General features: G+C 35.1%; 11 protein-coding genes. 2 read left to right on the top strand and 9 right to left on the bottom strand.

Annotated features, from left to right (window positions below; translation table 11 throughout):
* Together WC622_RS15275 and WC622_RS15270 are read right to left on the bottom strand one after the other, a co-directional pair.
* On the bottom strand, positions 1–1,888 hold a 1,888-nt coding region (locus WC622_RS15275), incomplete at its 3' end, for a thiamine pyrophosphate-dependent enzyme (protein ID WP_372820566.1).
* 152 nt (positions 1,889–2,040) lie between these two features.
* The gene (locus WC622_RS15270; RefSeq protein ID WP_372820564.1) at positions 2,041–3,327 is read right to left on the bottom strand and encodes a DASH family cryptochrome; all 1,287 of its coding nucleotides are present in this window, start codon (positions 3,325–3,327) and stop codon (positions 2,041–2,043) included.
* Between the two features lie 451 nt (positions 3,328–3,778).
* Between WC622_RS15270 and WC622_RS15265 the strand changes: the two genes are divergently transcribed.
* The gene (locus WC622_RS15265; protein ID WP_372820563.1) at positions 3,779–4,708 is read left to right on the top strand and encodes a TIGR01777 family oxidoreductase; all 930 of its coding nucleotides are present in this window, start codon (positions 3,779–3,781) and stop codon (positions 4,706–4,708) included.
* Positions 4,695–6,044, top strand: coding sequence for a deoxyribodipyrimidine photo-lyase (locus WC622_RS15260; RefSeq protein ID WP_372820562.1), 1,350 nt, complete (start codon positions 4,695–4,697; stop codon positions 6,042–6,044). Before WC622_RS15265 ends, WC622_RS15260 begins: the two co-directional genes overlap by 14 nt.
* A 50-nt stretch (positions 6,045–6,094) precedes the next feature.
* Here the strand turns inward: WC622_RS15260 and WC622_RS15255 are convergent, their stop codons facing one another.
* The 7 genes from WC622_RS15255 to WC622_RS15225 form a co-directional block, all read right to left on the bottom strand.
* A complete protein-coding gene (locus WC622_RS15255; RefSeq protein WP_372820560.1) occupies positions 6,095–6,979 on the bottom strand; it encodes an FKBP-type peptidyl-prolyl cis-trans isomerase in 885 nt (294 codons plus the stop codon).
* 7 nt (positions 6,980–6,986) lie between these two features.
* Positions 6,987–7,457, bottom strand: coding sequence for an FKBP-type peptidyl-prolyl cis-trans isomerase (locus WC622_RS15250; RefSeq protein ID WP_372820559.1), 471 nt, complete (start codon positions 7,455–7,457; stop codon positions 6,987–6,989).
* 251 nt (positions 7,458–7,708) lie between these two features.
* On the bottom strand, positions 7,709–8,254 hold the full coding sequence (locus WC622_RS15245) for a hypothetical protein (protein WP_372820558.1): 546 nt from the start codon (positions 8,252–8,254) through the stop codon (positions 7,709–7,711).
* A 209-nt stretch (positions 8,255–8,463) separates the two neighbouring features.
* Positions 8,464–10,254 carry an acyl-CoA dehydrogenase family protein gene (locus WC622_RS15240; RefSeq protein WP_372820557.1) on the bottom strand — a complete coding sequence of 597 codons (1,791 nt, stop codon included), beginning with the start codon at positions 10,252–10,254 and terminating at the stop codon, positions 8,464–8,466.
* 51 nt (positions 10,255–10,305) lie between these two features.
* On the bottom strand, positions 10,306–11,484 hold the full coding sequence (locus tag WC622_RS15235; RefSeq protein WP_372820556.1) for an acetyl-CoA C-acyltransferase: 1,179 nt from the start codon (positions 11,482–11,484) through the stop codon (positions 10,306–10,308).
* A 57-nt stretch (positions 11,485–11,541) separates the two neighbouring features.
* Positions 11,542–13,947 (bottom strand): 3-hydroxyacyl-CoA dehydrogenase NAD-binding domain-containing protein, encoded by a 2,406-nt coding sequence (locus WC622_RS15230; protein ID WP_372820555.1) that lies wholly within the window; start codon positions 13,945–13,947, stop codon positions 11,542–11,544.
* Positions 13,928–14,375 (bottom strand): MarR family winged helix-turn-helix transcriptional regulator (locus tag WC622_RS15225; protein WP_372820554.1); only part of this gene is annotated, 448 nt, incomplete at its 5' end. The genes WC622_RS15230 and WC622_RS15225, both read right to left, overlap by 20 nt.

Below are 14,375 nucleotides of genomic sequence, written 5' to 3'. Positions count from 1 at the left end.
CTGAAACATGTTCTAATGGAGTATATTCTTCTTCACTGTCTTCTAAAGTTAATACCGCATGGCGATGAGAGAATGTTCCCCTTTTAACATCTTGTCCACTTAAACGAACTCTTTTACCTTCGGCTAATAAAGTTCCGTAAGCTAATTGTTCGCCCATGGCCCAATCAAATACATGAGAGGCGGTTGCCATTTTATTACGTTCATCAAATAATTTTTCAATCTTTTTAAAGAACTTTTTATCAGCTGGTAAAGTTGAAATCCGTTTAGCAACCTCTAATAAAGTTCCTTTTTTAACTGCAGTATTTGGAGAGACCTCGAAATCTTTTGCTGTCGCGATACGCATATCTGCCCACGCTCCACCAAATTTAACATCATGATATGTTGATGTAATTTCTTTAGCTTCATTTAAACGCTCTTGCAAAAGGCCCTTAAATTGTTTCTCCATTTCTTTAGCTAACCCAGCTTCTAGCTCTCCTGTTTTAGTTAGTTTATCGATATAAATATCACGCGGATTTGCATGCTTTTCTATCGCTTTGTATAATAAGGGTTGAGTGAATTTTGGCTCATCCGCTTCATTGTGTCCAAATCTGCGGTAGCATAAAATATCAATAAACACATCATTTTTATATTTCTGACGGTACTCCATCGCTAAATTGATAGCGTAAACTAAGGCTTCTACATCATCTCCATTTACATGGAAAACTGGCGATAAAGTAACTTTAGCAATATCTGTACAATATGTACTTGAACGAGCGTCTTTATAATTCGTAGTAAAACCGATTTGATTGTTAATTACTAAGTGAATTGTTCCACCAGTTTTATAACCTTCTAAACCTGCCATTTGAATCACTTCGTACACAATACCCTGACCAGCTACAGAAGCATCACCGTGTATTAATATAGGTGCTAAACGGCTATTATCTCCTGAATATTTGAAGTCTATTTTCGAACGAGACATTCCCTCAACCACTCCATTTACAGTTTCTAAATGCGATGGATTCGGACATAAACTCAAGTGAACACTTTTACCACTATTTATTGTAGTTACATCAGTAGAGTAACCTAAATGATATTTCACATCACCACCAAACGGAGATTCTGCGCTATAACCTTTGCCTTCAAACTCTGCAAAAATATCCTTATAGGTTTTTTGCATAATATTAGCTAGCACATTTAGACGTCCACGATGTGCCATTCCAATTACAAACTCTTCTATACCTAATTCTGCGCCTTTTTCGATTACAGAATCTAATGCAGGTATTAATGCTTCTGCGCCTTCTAAAGAGAAACGTTTTTGTCCCAAAAATTTGGTGCCCAAAAAGTTCTCAAAACTTACAGCTTCATTTAATTTAGTAAGGATTCGTTTTTTCTCTTCAATAGAAAACTTAGGTGTATTACGCTCGTTTTCCATTTTGGTTTTAATCCATTTCAAAATTTCTGGATCACGCACATATAAGTATTCTGCACCGATAGAAACGCAATACGTTTGCTCTAAAAAAGCAACAATGTCACTTAATTTAGCAGGCGCACCAATACCTGTTTCCACCGCAGAATTGAATACGGTATTTAAGTCGGTTTGTGCTAAACCAAAATTTTCTATAGCAAGTGTTGGTAAATGTTTACGTCTTTCTCTTACTGGATTTGTTTTGGTAAACAAATGTCCTCGTTGACGGTATCCATTAATTAAATTTAAAACATTAATTTCTTTCAAAAAATGCTCTGGAGCTTCATTGCTTACATGAGTAGCATCAGAACCCCTTCCAAAATCAAAGCCTTCAAAAAATTTCTGCCATCCAAATTCTACCGAATTTCTGTCTTCTTTATAGCTTTGATATAAGGACTCGATATATTCGGCATTGGCGCCATTGAGATAAGATAAGTTATCCATTAGTGTATTTTTACGATAAGTATTGCAAAATTAGGATTTTACCACAAGAAATGGCAACAATCTTAACAATTAAATCAAATTAAAAACGGTTTTTTTGAACGTGTAATATAAGCTGTTCATTTTATGCGCTTACGAAGTTGACAAAAATAAGATTAGGCTCTTACACTTTGCGCATAAACGCCTTTTGGATCTACAATTTTCAGTTGTTTTTCGAAGTCGAAACTAGTTGTTAAACGTTGATCATTACCTACACCTGCAACAGTTGCCCAATTACCCCAATTGCTTGCCGGACAATAATCGATTAGTTTTTCTTCCAAATAAGCGGCCCCCATCATCCAGTTTACTTTTAATTCGTAAATTAAATAGGTTGCAACTAATTGCCGTGATGCACTGTTGATATAACCAGTTGTATTTAGTTCGTGCATTATTGCATCAACCATTGGATGACCAGTATTTCCTGTTTTCCAAGAATCTAATAAATTGCTATCTGCCAATGTAATTACCTTAGCTTCTTTTGCAAAACCTTCTGGTTTAAAGAAAGTATTTCCATGCTTTTTAAACATAAACCGATAATAGTCACGCCATAAAAGTCCAAGTATAATCTGATTAAAATAAGGCTTCAATCCGTAATTAGCTTCCGCTTCTTTCATCTTCCAATACACTTCACGAGGTGATAAACAACCCAAGGCAAGCCAAGGTGAAAGCTTAGAAACAATTTCATTCTTTTTTAAAGATGCATTTGCTAAAGCCATATCTTCTCCTGTATGTAGAAAATCGTGCAAATGTTCGAAAGCCTGTTGTTCGCCACCTTTAAAATCAATATTTTGAATTGAATTATCTAAATCTTCATGTACTACAAGTTCATTTAATTCAGGTAAAACACCCCAATCTTCAATAGTAACAAAGTTGATTTTATCAGGTGTCAAAAAGCAAGGTTTAACTATAGCATCACGTTCAGTTTTCTTTTTAAACTGAGTGAACACATCAGGTATATCTTTTATTGGAAAAGGTAAATCCTCTTTGTTATATAGTGTATGGCCAATAAAATGTTTCAGATTTACTTTTTGTTTCCATAATAAATCTTCTACTTGGGTCGAAACAGCTGTTTCTTCGCTCGCCACTTCTCTATGGTGGTAAACTTCAGCAATTTCATATTGGCTCACTAAGTCGGGTAAAAAATCTTCAGGTTTTCCTTGTAAGATTAAAATATTACCACCTAGCTGTTGAAATGATTGACGTAAAGCTGCAACACTTTCTAATAAGAATTGAGCTCGAGTTGCTCCAGTTTTGATGCTGTGATAACGCGTAAGCTCAAATTGACGTGGATCGAAACAATAAACAGGTAAAATTTCATCAGATTTAGCTATGGCTTCTACTAGCATTTCGTTATCATGCAAGCGTAAATCATTCCTAAACCAAACTAAAATCTTCTTGCTCATATCCGTAGCCTTTTATATTGGCGTGCAATTTGCACAATTTGTAGCAATTACGGGTTTAAACATTATATTTTTTACATACTGATAACATATTGTTGGCGTTTCCTCTTGAATTAAGTTTAGTGTCCTGAAATGTCTGTAAATGTCTGAATATGTCAGTATAAAAGTTATGTTGTTCTAGTGTTGTTCTAGGTTTACCCTATGTTTGTTCTTCTCAAACGGCATTTAGCAGAAGGATTGTAGGAGCATACTAGGAGGAATATGGGAGAAATAGAGAGAATTTAACGCATTAATTCTGGATTGACAACTAACTTGTCAAGATTAATTCGTTATTTCCTTTTTTTACCAGCCAACAAATTATCTATATTATAGACCTAAATAATTTGATCGATTTTCTTTACGGTTGAATTACTATCTTGTCAAAACCAAAAGCTAATTCAACGGTTTGTTAACTATGGCAAAAAATATTCTTATTACTGGTGCTAGTGGTTTAATTGGAAGGCAACTTATTCCCGCTTTGCAGGCACAAGGACATACAATTTCTATTTTATCTAGGCGACAAATTAACATAAAAGATGTTAATGTATTTTTGTGGGACGTTTACAATCAAACCATAGATGCAAATGCATTAAAAGGAATTGACACGGTTATAAATTTAGCTGGAGAAGGCATTGCCGATAAAAGATGGACAGATAAGCGTAAGCAAGAAATTATTGATAGTCGAGTGATGTCTGCACAACTTTTGTATAAAACCATTCAAGAAACAAAAGCATCGGTTACTACTTTTATTTCTGCCTCAGCAGTTGGTTTTTATGGAGATAGGGGTGATGAAGTTTTAACTGAGAAAAGTGATAGTGGTACTGATTTCCTATCTACATGTTGTGTTCAATGGGAAAATGCTGCAAATGAAGGAATAGGATTGGGGATTAGAGTTGTTAAAATTAGAATAGGCTTAATTTTAAGTAAAGAAGGTGGTGCCTTACAAGCAATGGAAAAACCAATTAAATTTTTTGCAGGCGCACCGTTAAGTACTGGTAAACAATGGATGCCATGGATACATTTGGACGATATCATAAAAATATTTTCAAAGGCAGTTGAGGATACAAAAATGGCAGGTGCATACAATGCTTGCGCTCCTTTTCCAGTCACTAATAAATTGCTTACGAAAACTATAGGCCAAAAATTAAGTCGACCAGTTTGGCCAGTTCATGTGCCTAAATTCGTTTTGAAAGCAATTCTAGGTGAAATGAGTGTTTTACCTTTAATGAGTAGTAATACGATGGTGCAAAAACTATTAGATACTGGGTACAAATTTGTTTATGTGAACTTAGATGAGGCTTTAGATTCAATTTATACGCCAACTCATCAGGATGAATCAAAATAAAAATATTGAACAAAATAAGTCTCCTGTAAGAAATTTAGGGACAGAAACTAGCATTTGTTGGCTAAGAAGAGATCTTAGGTTGGAAGATAATGCAGCGCTTTATCACGCATTAAAAGGTCCTCATCCAGTATTATTACTTTTTATTTTCGATAAACATATTTTAAAAAAACTTGAAAATAAAATGGATGCCAGAGTCACTTTCATTTATCAAACTTTAAAAACCTTACAGGAAAAATTAATTCAAAAAAACACTTCAATTATTGTTAAATATGGTATTCCTGAAAAAGTTTGGGCAGAAGTTTTAGCAACATATAATGTTAAAGCTGTTTATACCAATCGTGATTATGAACCTTATGCCACTAAGCGTGATGATACTTTGGCAGAGTTTTTAAGAAGTGAAGAAATAGCTTTTCCTAGTTTTAAAGATCATGTGATTTTCGAAAAAAATGAAATAGTTAAAGCTGATGAGAAACCATACACTGTATTTACGCCATACTTTAAAATTTGGAACAAAAAACTGAACACCTTTTACACCAAATCTTATCCCTCAGAAAAATATACAAGCAATTTCCTTCCCATAAATGAGTTACCTTTTCCAACACTTGAAGAAATGGGATTTGGATTGTCTCTTCAAAAGTTCCCTAAATTAGATTTTGAAAAAAAGTTAGATAGCTATGATAAAAAGCGAGATTATCCCGCTTTAGATGCTACAACACATATTGGTCTACATTTAAGGTTTGGTACTGTTAGCATTAGAGAGGCCGCAGCAAAAGCTATAAAACATAACGCGGAAAAATGGTTATCTGAATTAGCATGGAGAGATTTTTACATGATGATACTTTGGCATTTTCCACACATTACAGACAAAGCTTTTAAACCCGCTTATGATAATATTAAATGGCGAAATAATGAAGTAGAATTTAAAGCATGGTGTGAAGGAAAAACTGGTTATCCTTTAGTTGATGCAGGCATGAGACAATTAAATGAAACTGGTTTTATGCACAATAGAGTAAGGATGATAGTAGCTAGTTTTTTATGCAAACACTTACTAATAGACTGGCGTTGGGGAGAAGCTTATTTTGCTGAGAAATTATTAGATTATGAACAAGCTAGTAATGTTGGCGGTTGGCAGTGGGCTTGTGGTTCTGGCAATGATGCTGCACCTTATTTTAGGGTTTTCAATCCAACCCTTCAACTTCAGAAATTTGACCCTAAAATGGAGTATGTATATAAATGGGCACCTGAATATAACCTAGCTATTTTACCTCTTCCAATTGTAGATCATGTATTTGCTAGAGATCGGGTATTAAAAGCCTTCAAAAAAGCTTTGAAATAAAAAAGCCATCAAGATCATATCTTAATGGCTTAAACTATTCTTTTGTAAGCTTAATTGGTTACGCTAACAATTTCTATATCGAAATCTAAAACTGCATTAGCAGGAACAGCACCATTTCCAATTGTGCTATATGCCAAGTCTGAAGGAATAAATATCCTAATTTTTGCGCCAGCTTTAAATAAAGGGATAACTTTTTGCCATCCTGATATAGTTTCAGCTAATGTAGTAGAAAACGATGTGCTAGAATCAAATATAGTTCCATCTAGTAATCTTCCTGTGTACTTGACAACTAAAGCTGAATTTAAATTAATTACATCAGTACCTGTTCCTGGAGTTAAAACCTGATAATACACTCTTGATAGATCTTTAGTAGCTATTATACTATTTTTTGCAATAAAAGTCTGGATTTCAAACTCATCTATTTCATGCTGTTTACTTTGAGAGTATATTCCCAAATCTAAAACTATATTCTCGTTAGTTCCAATATTTAATATACTCACTCCATTCTTGCCAAAAGCCATATACGAAGGCATAATTAAACTTGCTTTTCCGCCCCTTTTTAGTTTCGTTAAAACTTCTCTAATAGGGGTGAAAAGATATGATGAGCCGTTAATTACAAATCGATCTGTATATCCCAAAAAAGTTCCAGGAATCATTAAGTCACTAGTTTGATTAAAAACTTTCCCATCTAAGGATTTAAAAGTATATGAATAATATAGAGAATCGGAATTTTTCAATTCAGCACCGGTGCCAGGGCTAACTATTTTATAATAATACCCTGCAGGGTCTTTAACAAAGCCTGTGTTGCTTTTAACATAAGCCTGAATTTTAGCGTCATCAATGCTTTCTATAGTTTCATATTCTTTTTTACAAGAATTTAACAGTAGCAATATGCCTAATAAGGCAAAAGAATATAAAGTTATTTTTTTACGCATTTGCATATTATTGTACATTGATTAAGTCAATTGTGAAATCTAAAACCGAATTTTTTGGAATTCCTGCTCCAGGAGATGTATTACCATAAGCTAAAGCTGATGGAATAATTAATCTTATTTTACCACCTTTTTTTATTAAAGGAACACCAATTTTCCAACCTTGAATTAAATTTCCAGACAAAGAAAAAGAAACAGGACTTGTAGAAGAATCAAATTCAGATCCATCTAAAAGTTTTCCTTGATAGTTAACAGATACTGTATTTGACGCTGTCACCTCGTTTCCAGTTCCTGGTGTAATAATTTGATAATACAACCCTGAACTATGTTTAACTGCTACAATGCTATTTTTTGCAATAAAATCTACAATTAAGGCATCGTCGACTTTAGCTTGTTTTTCTGCATCGTAACTATCTTTTTTACATGAAGATAAAACCCCAACGATTAAAAAAAGACATAATAAAATTTTGGTTTTTAACATAATTGCACAAAAATAAGCTTTTATTGCCGTTAGCACAATTTTTAACCAAATTTAACAATTCAAAAGAAGTAAAAGGTGAAAGGTAAAAGATGGATAAGTTTATTATAATTCTCTGATTAACTATTCCGTATTTGCAAAAGACTAAGTGAAGTTCTAATATTTATAACCTCACTTCAGTCTTTTAATTTTTATCTATCAGTATTTCTAAAATACTTATTCACTTCAAATCAATATTGATTTATTTCTATTAATTACAATTTAAAAAGATAAAAAACAATTCCATCATAATACCATGTTGAATTACCTCCTCCTAATTCGCTAAAGGTATTAGTATAAAAATGATCTGGGCTACCACTATTTCTGTGGTAACCATAAATTGCTCCTGAATATGTTACTCCATCACTGAAGGTCCCACCTGTCTTAGGAACATATCCCACAATTCCTTCTAAAACATAGCCCGAAGGTGCAGTTGATGATAAGGAATAATAGTGATCTGTTTGTGAATCTTTATAATATCTATAAAGTGGAACTACTGGGCCAAAACTAGTATCCCAATTTGTAGCGAGATAGCCCAATTTACCTTCATAAGTCCAACCTATAGTGGACAAAGAATAAGCTTCGGGTATATTAGCCAAAATATGTTTTCCAGTAGAATTTCTCCTGAGCCTATTTAAAGGATGTTTGCCAGCTGGAGGAATTTCTTGCCACCAACTGACCCACTGGGCTTTTAAGTTTTCCACACTTAAGAGCATTAAAATTAATAAGGTGCATACTGAGAGTAATGATTTTCTTTTCATGTTTTTCATATTTTTGTTAATGTATACATTAAAGAAAAACATTTTTAAGTCCAATACCTATAGCTGCCGACAAAATGGTGTTCTGGGAACATTATTATGAATTTGGACAGCTTCTTAGAGATTCTTCGCTACGCTCTGAATGACAAACAAAAAAGTTTTAGAGTTTAACCTAAATGGCTAAACCCTAAACCTCTAATCTTTAAGTTCTTTTAAAAAATATATTTATTCGCCTCTATTATTTGTTGTGCAACATTCTGACGAGCTTGTTTCACGTTAAATGGTTCCATCTTAGTAAATCTACGTAGACCTACCAACATCATTCTTTGTTCATCACCTTCTGCAAATGCCCATAAAGCTTCTTTTCCTGCTTTATTTACACCATCAACAGCTTCTACAAAATAGATTTTCATCATATCAATTTGACCTTTGCATGCTTCTTCTCCCTTTAATGAAACCAATTTTTCTGTTCTTAACATAGCTGATTCAGCGATGTAAACGTAACTTGCCATATCGGCGATGTTCATTAAAATCTCTTGCTCTTTGGATAAACTCATCATTAACTTTTGAACCGCAGCACCAGCTACCATTAAAGTTGCTTTCTTTAAATTTTGAATGATTTTCTTCTCTGCTGCAAATAAAGTGGTGTCTTCTTCTCCAAAATCTGGAATCGACATCAGCTCTGCTGCTACAGCCGTTGCAGGTGTCATTAAATCTAACTCGCCTTTCATGGCACGCTTTAGCATCATATCAACTGTTAAAAGTCGGTTGATTTCATTTGTACCTTCAAAAATTCTGTTGATACGGGCATCACGATAAGCCCTGTCCATTGGTGCATCGGCAGAAAAACCCATTCCACCATAAATCTGAACACCTTCATCAGTAACATAATCCAGTACTTCAGAACCCCAAACTTTTAAAATCGCACACTCTACAGCAAACTGTTCAGTTGATTTTAATTTCGCTTTTCCTTCATCCATTCCGCCAGCTACTAATTCATCGTACGCGTCATCAATGTTTTGTCCGGCTCTATAATTGGCAGATTCAACTGCATAAATTTTAGTTGCCATCTCGGCAATTTTAAATCTAATAGCACCATATTTAGATATCTGTCTATGAAACTGTATACGTTCGTTCGAATAATTTACCGCCTGATTTAAAACTTCTCTACTACCGCCAATCGCTGCAGCAGATAATTTTATACGACCAATATTTAAAATATTTACCGCAATCTTAAATCCATTTTCTCTATCAGAAAGCATATTCTCTACAGGTACATGGCAATCGTTAAAAAAAACCTGACGAGTTGACGAACCTTTGATACCCATTTTATGCTCTTCTGGGTTCATGGTAATGCCACCAAAATCTTTCTCCACAATAAATGCAGTCAAGTTTTTATCATCATCAATTTTTGCAAAAACAATAAAAATATCAGCAAAACCACCATTGGTAATCCACATTTTTTGACCGTTGATGATATAATGTTTACCATCTTCACTTAATTTGGCTTTTGTTTTACCAGAATTAGCGTCAGATCCTGAATTTGGCTCGGTTAAACAATAAGAAGCTTTCCATTCGCCAGTACCTAATTTTGGAATATACTTTGCTTTTTGTTCTGCATTTCCATAATAAAGGATTGGTAAAGTGCCGATGCCCGTATGGGCAGAAAGTGCAACGGCAAATGAGTGACCAGCACCACAAACATCAGCCACTAACATTGAAGTGTTGAAGTTTTTGCCAAAACCACCAAATTCTTCTGGGATTGAAACACCCAAAATACCTAGTTCGCCAGCTTTATCCATCAATGCAGGCATTAAACCTTCTTCCTGACTGTCAATCCTGTCTAAAATTGGATTAATCTCTTGCGTTAAAAAATCGCGACAAGTCTGAGCAATCATTTGTTGCTCTTCATCAAATTCTTCAGGAATAAATACATCCTGGTAAGTGGTTTCGGTAATTAAAAACTCGCCACCTTTAATTGTTTTTTTGTCTGTAGTTTCCATTTCTTAATGATTAAGGAGCAAGGGTTAAAGCCAAGCTACCTGCTTTATTTCTTAAAATACTTCAAAAATGCCAGCGGCACCCTGCCCTGTTCCAACACACATAGTTACCATACCGTATTTTTTGTTCTGTCTTTTTAATTCGTTAAAGATTTGTACAGATAGTTTTGCACCAGTGCAACCCAGTGGGTGACCTAGTGCAATTGCACCACCATTTACATTGATTTTACTTTGGTCTAAACCTAAGGTTCTAATGATGGCTAAAGATTGTGATGCAAAAGCTTCATTCAATTCAATTAGATCCATATCATCTTGTTTTAAACCAGCTTGCTTTAATGCTTTCGGAATAGCCTCAATCGGACCAATTCCCATTATACGTGGTGGAACCCCAGCAACGCCATAACTAACCAAACGAGCGATTGGCTCTGCGCCTAATTCTTTCATTTTCTTTTCAGAAACCACCAAAACAAAAGCAGCACCGTCTGATGTTTGCGAAGAGTTACCGGCTGTAATTACACCATTGGCTGCAAAAACTGGTTTTAATTTAGCTAAAGCTGCAACGGTTGTATCTGCTCTTGGTCCTTCATCTGTATCTACTATATAAGAGCGAGTTTGTTTTTTCATATTCGCATCCAAATAGTTTTCGTCTACCGTTATGGGTAAAACACCAGCTTTTAGATGTCCATTTTTTATAGCTTCAATTGCTTTTTGATGTGAGTTAAAAGAAAACTCATCTTGGTCTTCTCTATTTACATTATATTCTTTTGCAACTGCTTCTGCGGTTAAACCCATTCCCCAGTACCAATCTGGGTTTGTTTTGGCAACCTCAGGATTCGGCACTAATTTCCATCCGCCAAATGGCATACCCGACATCACTTCTACACCACCAGCCACAATACAATCGGCCATGCCTGCTTTAATTTTTGCTACCGCAGTGGCAATGGTATCTAAACCAGATGCGCAATAACGATTAATGGTTACACCTGGAACTTTATCGGTATCCAAGCCCATCAGCGAAATCATACGAGCAATGTTTAAACCTTGTTCTGCCTCTGGAGTTGCATTACCAACAATTACATCGTCAATTTGCTCCTTATCCAAATTTGGAACCGAAGCCACCAACTCTCTTATTACATTTGCCGCCAATTCATCAGCCCTTGTAAAACGAAATACACCACGAGGTGCTTTACCTACAGCTGTTCTAAGTCCTGCTATTATATATGCTTCTTGCATTTTATTAAATTTGAGATTTAAAATTTGAGAATAATCAAATCTAAATCGTGTTTTTATTTAATTTCTAAGTGGTTTACCTTTTGTAACTATTGATTGTATTCTTTCTAATGTTTTACGTTCTCCACAAAGCGATAAAAAGGCTTCTCTTTCTAAATCCAATAGATATTGTTCCGTAACTTCTGTTGGCGATGATAAATCTCCACCACACATTACCCAACCTAATTTCTCAGAGATTTTTTTATCGTGTTCTGAAATGTAATTACCAGAATACATTGTGTTCGCACCAGCGTAAACAATTCCTAAACCTTGTTTGCCCAATACTTTAATGTCTTTACGTTGAACTGGTTTAGTATAACCTGCATCAGCTAATTCAATTGCTTTAGCTTTCGCATCGGCAATTAAACGGCTCCTGTTCATACTAATAGCATATTTATCTTTTTGTAGATAACCCAACTCAAACGCTTCAACAGCAGAAGTAGAAACTTTTGCCATTCCGATAGTCAAGAAGCGGTCTTTCATCGTATTCTGCACAATTTGGTCAGCTTTGTATTCGTCTGATGCACGTAAAGCAAACTCCTTACTTCCACCACCACCTGGAATAACACCTACGCCAAACTCAACCAAACCCATATAGGTTTCTGCATTTAACTGAACAAAATCGGCATGTAGACTAAACTCGCAACCACCACCTAAGGTTAAATTATGAGGCGCAACAACAACCGGGATTGAAGAGTAACGAATGCGCATCGAAGTATTTTGGAACAAACGAACAGCCATATTCAGCTCTTCCCATTCTTGCTCAACTGCCATCATAAAAATCATCCCTACATTGGCACCTGCAGAGAAGTTAGCTCCATCATTTCCAATCACCACACCACGGTAGTCTTTCTCCGCCATATCAATGGCTTTGTTAATTGCTGACAAAGTATCGCCACCAATCGTATTCATTTTAGAGTGGAATTCCACATTTAAAATCCCATCACCTAAATCAATAATTGATGCTCCACCATTTTTCCAAAGCACTTTATTGGCTCTTAAGTTATCCAGGATGATAAATTCATCAGCTCCTGGAATGGCTTTGTAGCTTTTTGATGGGATATCATAATATTTTTTAACGCCATCTTCTACTTTATAAAATGAAGTATGTCCAGCAGCCAACATCTCGGTTACCCAAGTTGCCGGAGTGTGACCATATTGTTTCATTCCATCAATAGAAGCTTGGATACCCACAGCATCCCAAACTTCAAACGGACCTAAATCCCAACCGAAACCAGCACGCATTGCATCATCAATACGATACAATTCATCAGAAATTTCTGGAATACGGTCTGATACATATTCGAACAAACCAAAGAAAGATGCCCTGAATAATTCAGCTGCCTTATCTTTTCCTGTCGCAAAAATTTTCATTCTATCTGAAACTTTCTCAATGGTTTTAGTCATTTCTAAAGTAGCAGATTTTACTTTTTGCTGCGGACGATATTCTAAAGTTTTTAAATCAAGCGCTAATATTTCTGTTTTGCCTTCGGCAGTTTTTGTTTTTTTGTAAAAACCTTGTTTGGTTTTATCACCCAACCAATTGTTGGCTTCCATTTTCTGAACGTAGTCAGGAAGTTTAAACAAATCGTGAGCTTTATCATCCGGACAGTTATCATACAATCCTTTTGATACTTTAATCATCGTATCTAAACCAACCACATCTGTTGTACGGAAAGTAGCAGATTTTGGTCTACCTAAAGCCGGACCAGTAAACTTATCAACTTCCTCAACTGTCAAGTCCATTTTTTCTACCAAGTGCAATAGCGCCATGATAGAATAAACACCAACTCTATTGGCAATAAATGCAGGTGTATCTTTACATAAAACTGTGGTTTTACCTAAAAACTTATCACCATAATGCATTAAAAAATCAACCAATTCTGATTTGGTATATGGTGTAGGGATAATCTCTAACAACCTTAAATAACGAGGCGGATTGAAAAAGTGAGTGCCGCAAAAGTTAGCTTTAAAATCATCACTTCTCCCTTCGGCCATCATATGTATAGGAATACCCGAAGTGTTAGATGTTACCAAAGTGCCTGGCTTGCGGAATTGTTCTACCTGCTCAAATACTTTTTGTTTGATGCCTAAATTTTCGACAACAACTTCAATGATCCAGTCGTAGTTAGCAATTTTAGGCATATCATCTTCAAAATTCCCAGTGCTAATTCTTTTTAAAACACTTTGCGAATAAATTGGAGATGGATTAGTTTTAACAGCAGTTTGCAAAGCCGTATTTACAACACGATTTTTAACTATTGGATGCATTAAAGCCAATCCTTTTGCCTGCTCTTCTGGTGTTAATTCTTTTGGAGCAATGTCTAAAAGCAAAACCTCTACTCCAATATTGGCGAAGTGACAGGCAATACGAGAACCCATAATGCCTGAGCCTAAAACGGCTACTTTATTTATTCTTTTCATCATTCTCTTTTATAGGTGTGTAAGCCAAGGTTAATTGGTTCACTTTATCTAAGGTTGATATCAATTGTTCTTTTTCTTTCGGACTTAGCTTATCGTTTAAATATTCATTAAACTTAATAACTACGTTACTGGCCAATTTTCTTTTTTCTATTCCAAAGGGCGTTAAAAATACTTTTACAGAACGCTTATCTCCAGTAGAAGTTTCGCGGTAAATTAAACCTAGCTCTTCCATATTGTTTAACATTCTGGATAAACTTGTAGCTTTAACACCAAGTAAAGCAGCCAGTGCCGAAACTGCGGTTCCTTCTGCTTCAATATTTATTAAAACATAGCCAATTGCTTGGGTAATACCAAAGCCACCTGCAATTTGGTTATAGGTATTTGATACATTTTGCCAAACCACCTTTAAAAAATAATCTACTGTTTCTTTC

It is taken from the genome of Pedobacter sp. (genome assembly GCF_041662865.1).
In the GTDB taxonomy this organism is placed as follows: Bacteria; Bacteroidota; Bacteroidia; order Sphingobacteriales; family Sphingobacteriaceae; genus Pedobacter.
This window is presented reverse-complemented; position numbering and strand designations above follow the sequence as displayed.

Coding starts and splice junctions, on each gene's coding strand:
- WC622_RS15270 (WP_372820564.1), bottom strand. CDS start 3,327: ATGAGCAAGAAGATTTTAGTTTGGTTTAGGAATGATTTACGCTTGCAT.
- WC622_RS15265 (WP_372820563.1), top strand. CDS start 3,779: ATGGCAAAAAATATTCTTATTACTGGTGCTAGTGGTTTAATTGGAAGG.
- WC622_RS15260 (WP_372820562.1), top strand. CDS start 4,695: ATGAATCAAAATAAAAATATTGAACAAAATAAGTCTCCTGTAAGAAAT.
- WC622_RS15255 (WP_372820560.1), bottom strand. CDS start 6,979: ATGCGTAAAAAAATAACTTTATATTCTTTTGCCTTATTAGGCATATTG.
- WC622_RS15250 (WP_372820559.1), bottom strand. CDS start 7,457: ATGTTAAAAACCAAAATTTTATTATGTCTTTTTTTAATCGTTGGGGTT.
- WC622_RS15245 (WP_372820558.1), bottom strand. CDS start 8,254: ATGAAAAGAAAATCATTACTCTCAGTATGCACCTTATTAATTTTAATG.
- WC622_RS15240 (WP_372820557.1), bottom strand. CDS start 10,254: ATGGAAACTACAGACAAAAAAACAATTAAAGGTGGCGAGTTTTTAATT.
- WC622_RS15235 (WP_372820556.1), bottom strand. CDS start 11,484: ATGCAAGAAGCATATATAATAGCAGGACTTAGAACAGCTGTAGGTAAA.
- WC622_RS15230 (WP_372820555.1), bottom strand. CDS start 13,947: ATGATGAAAAGAATAAATAAAGTAGCCGTTTTAGGCTCAGGCATTATG.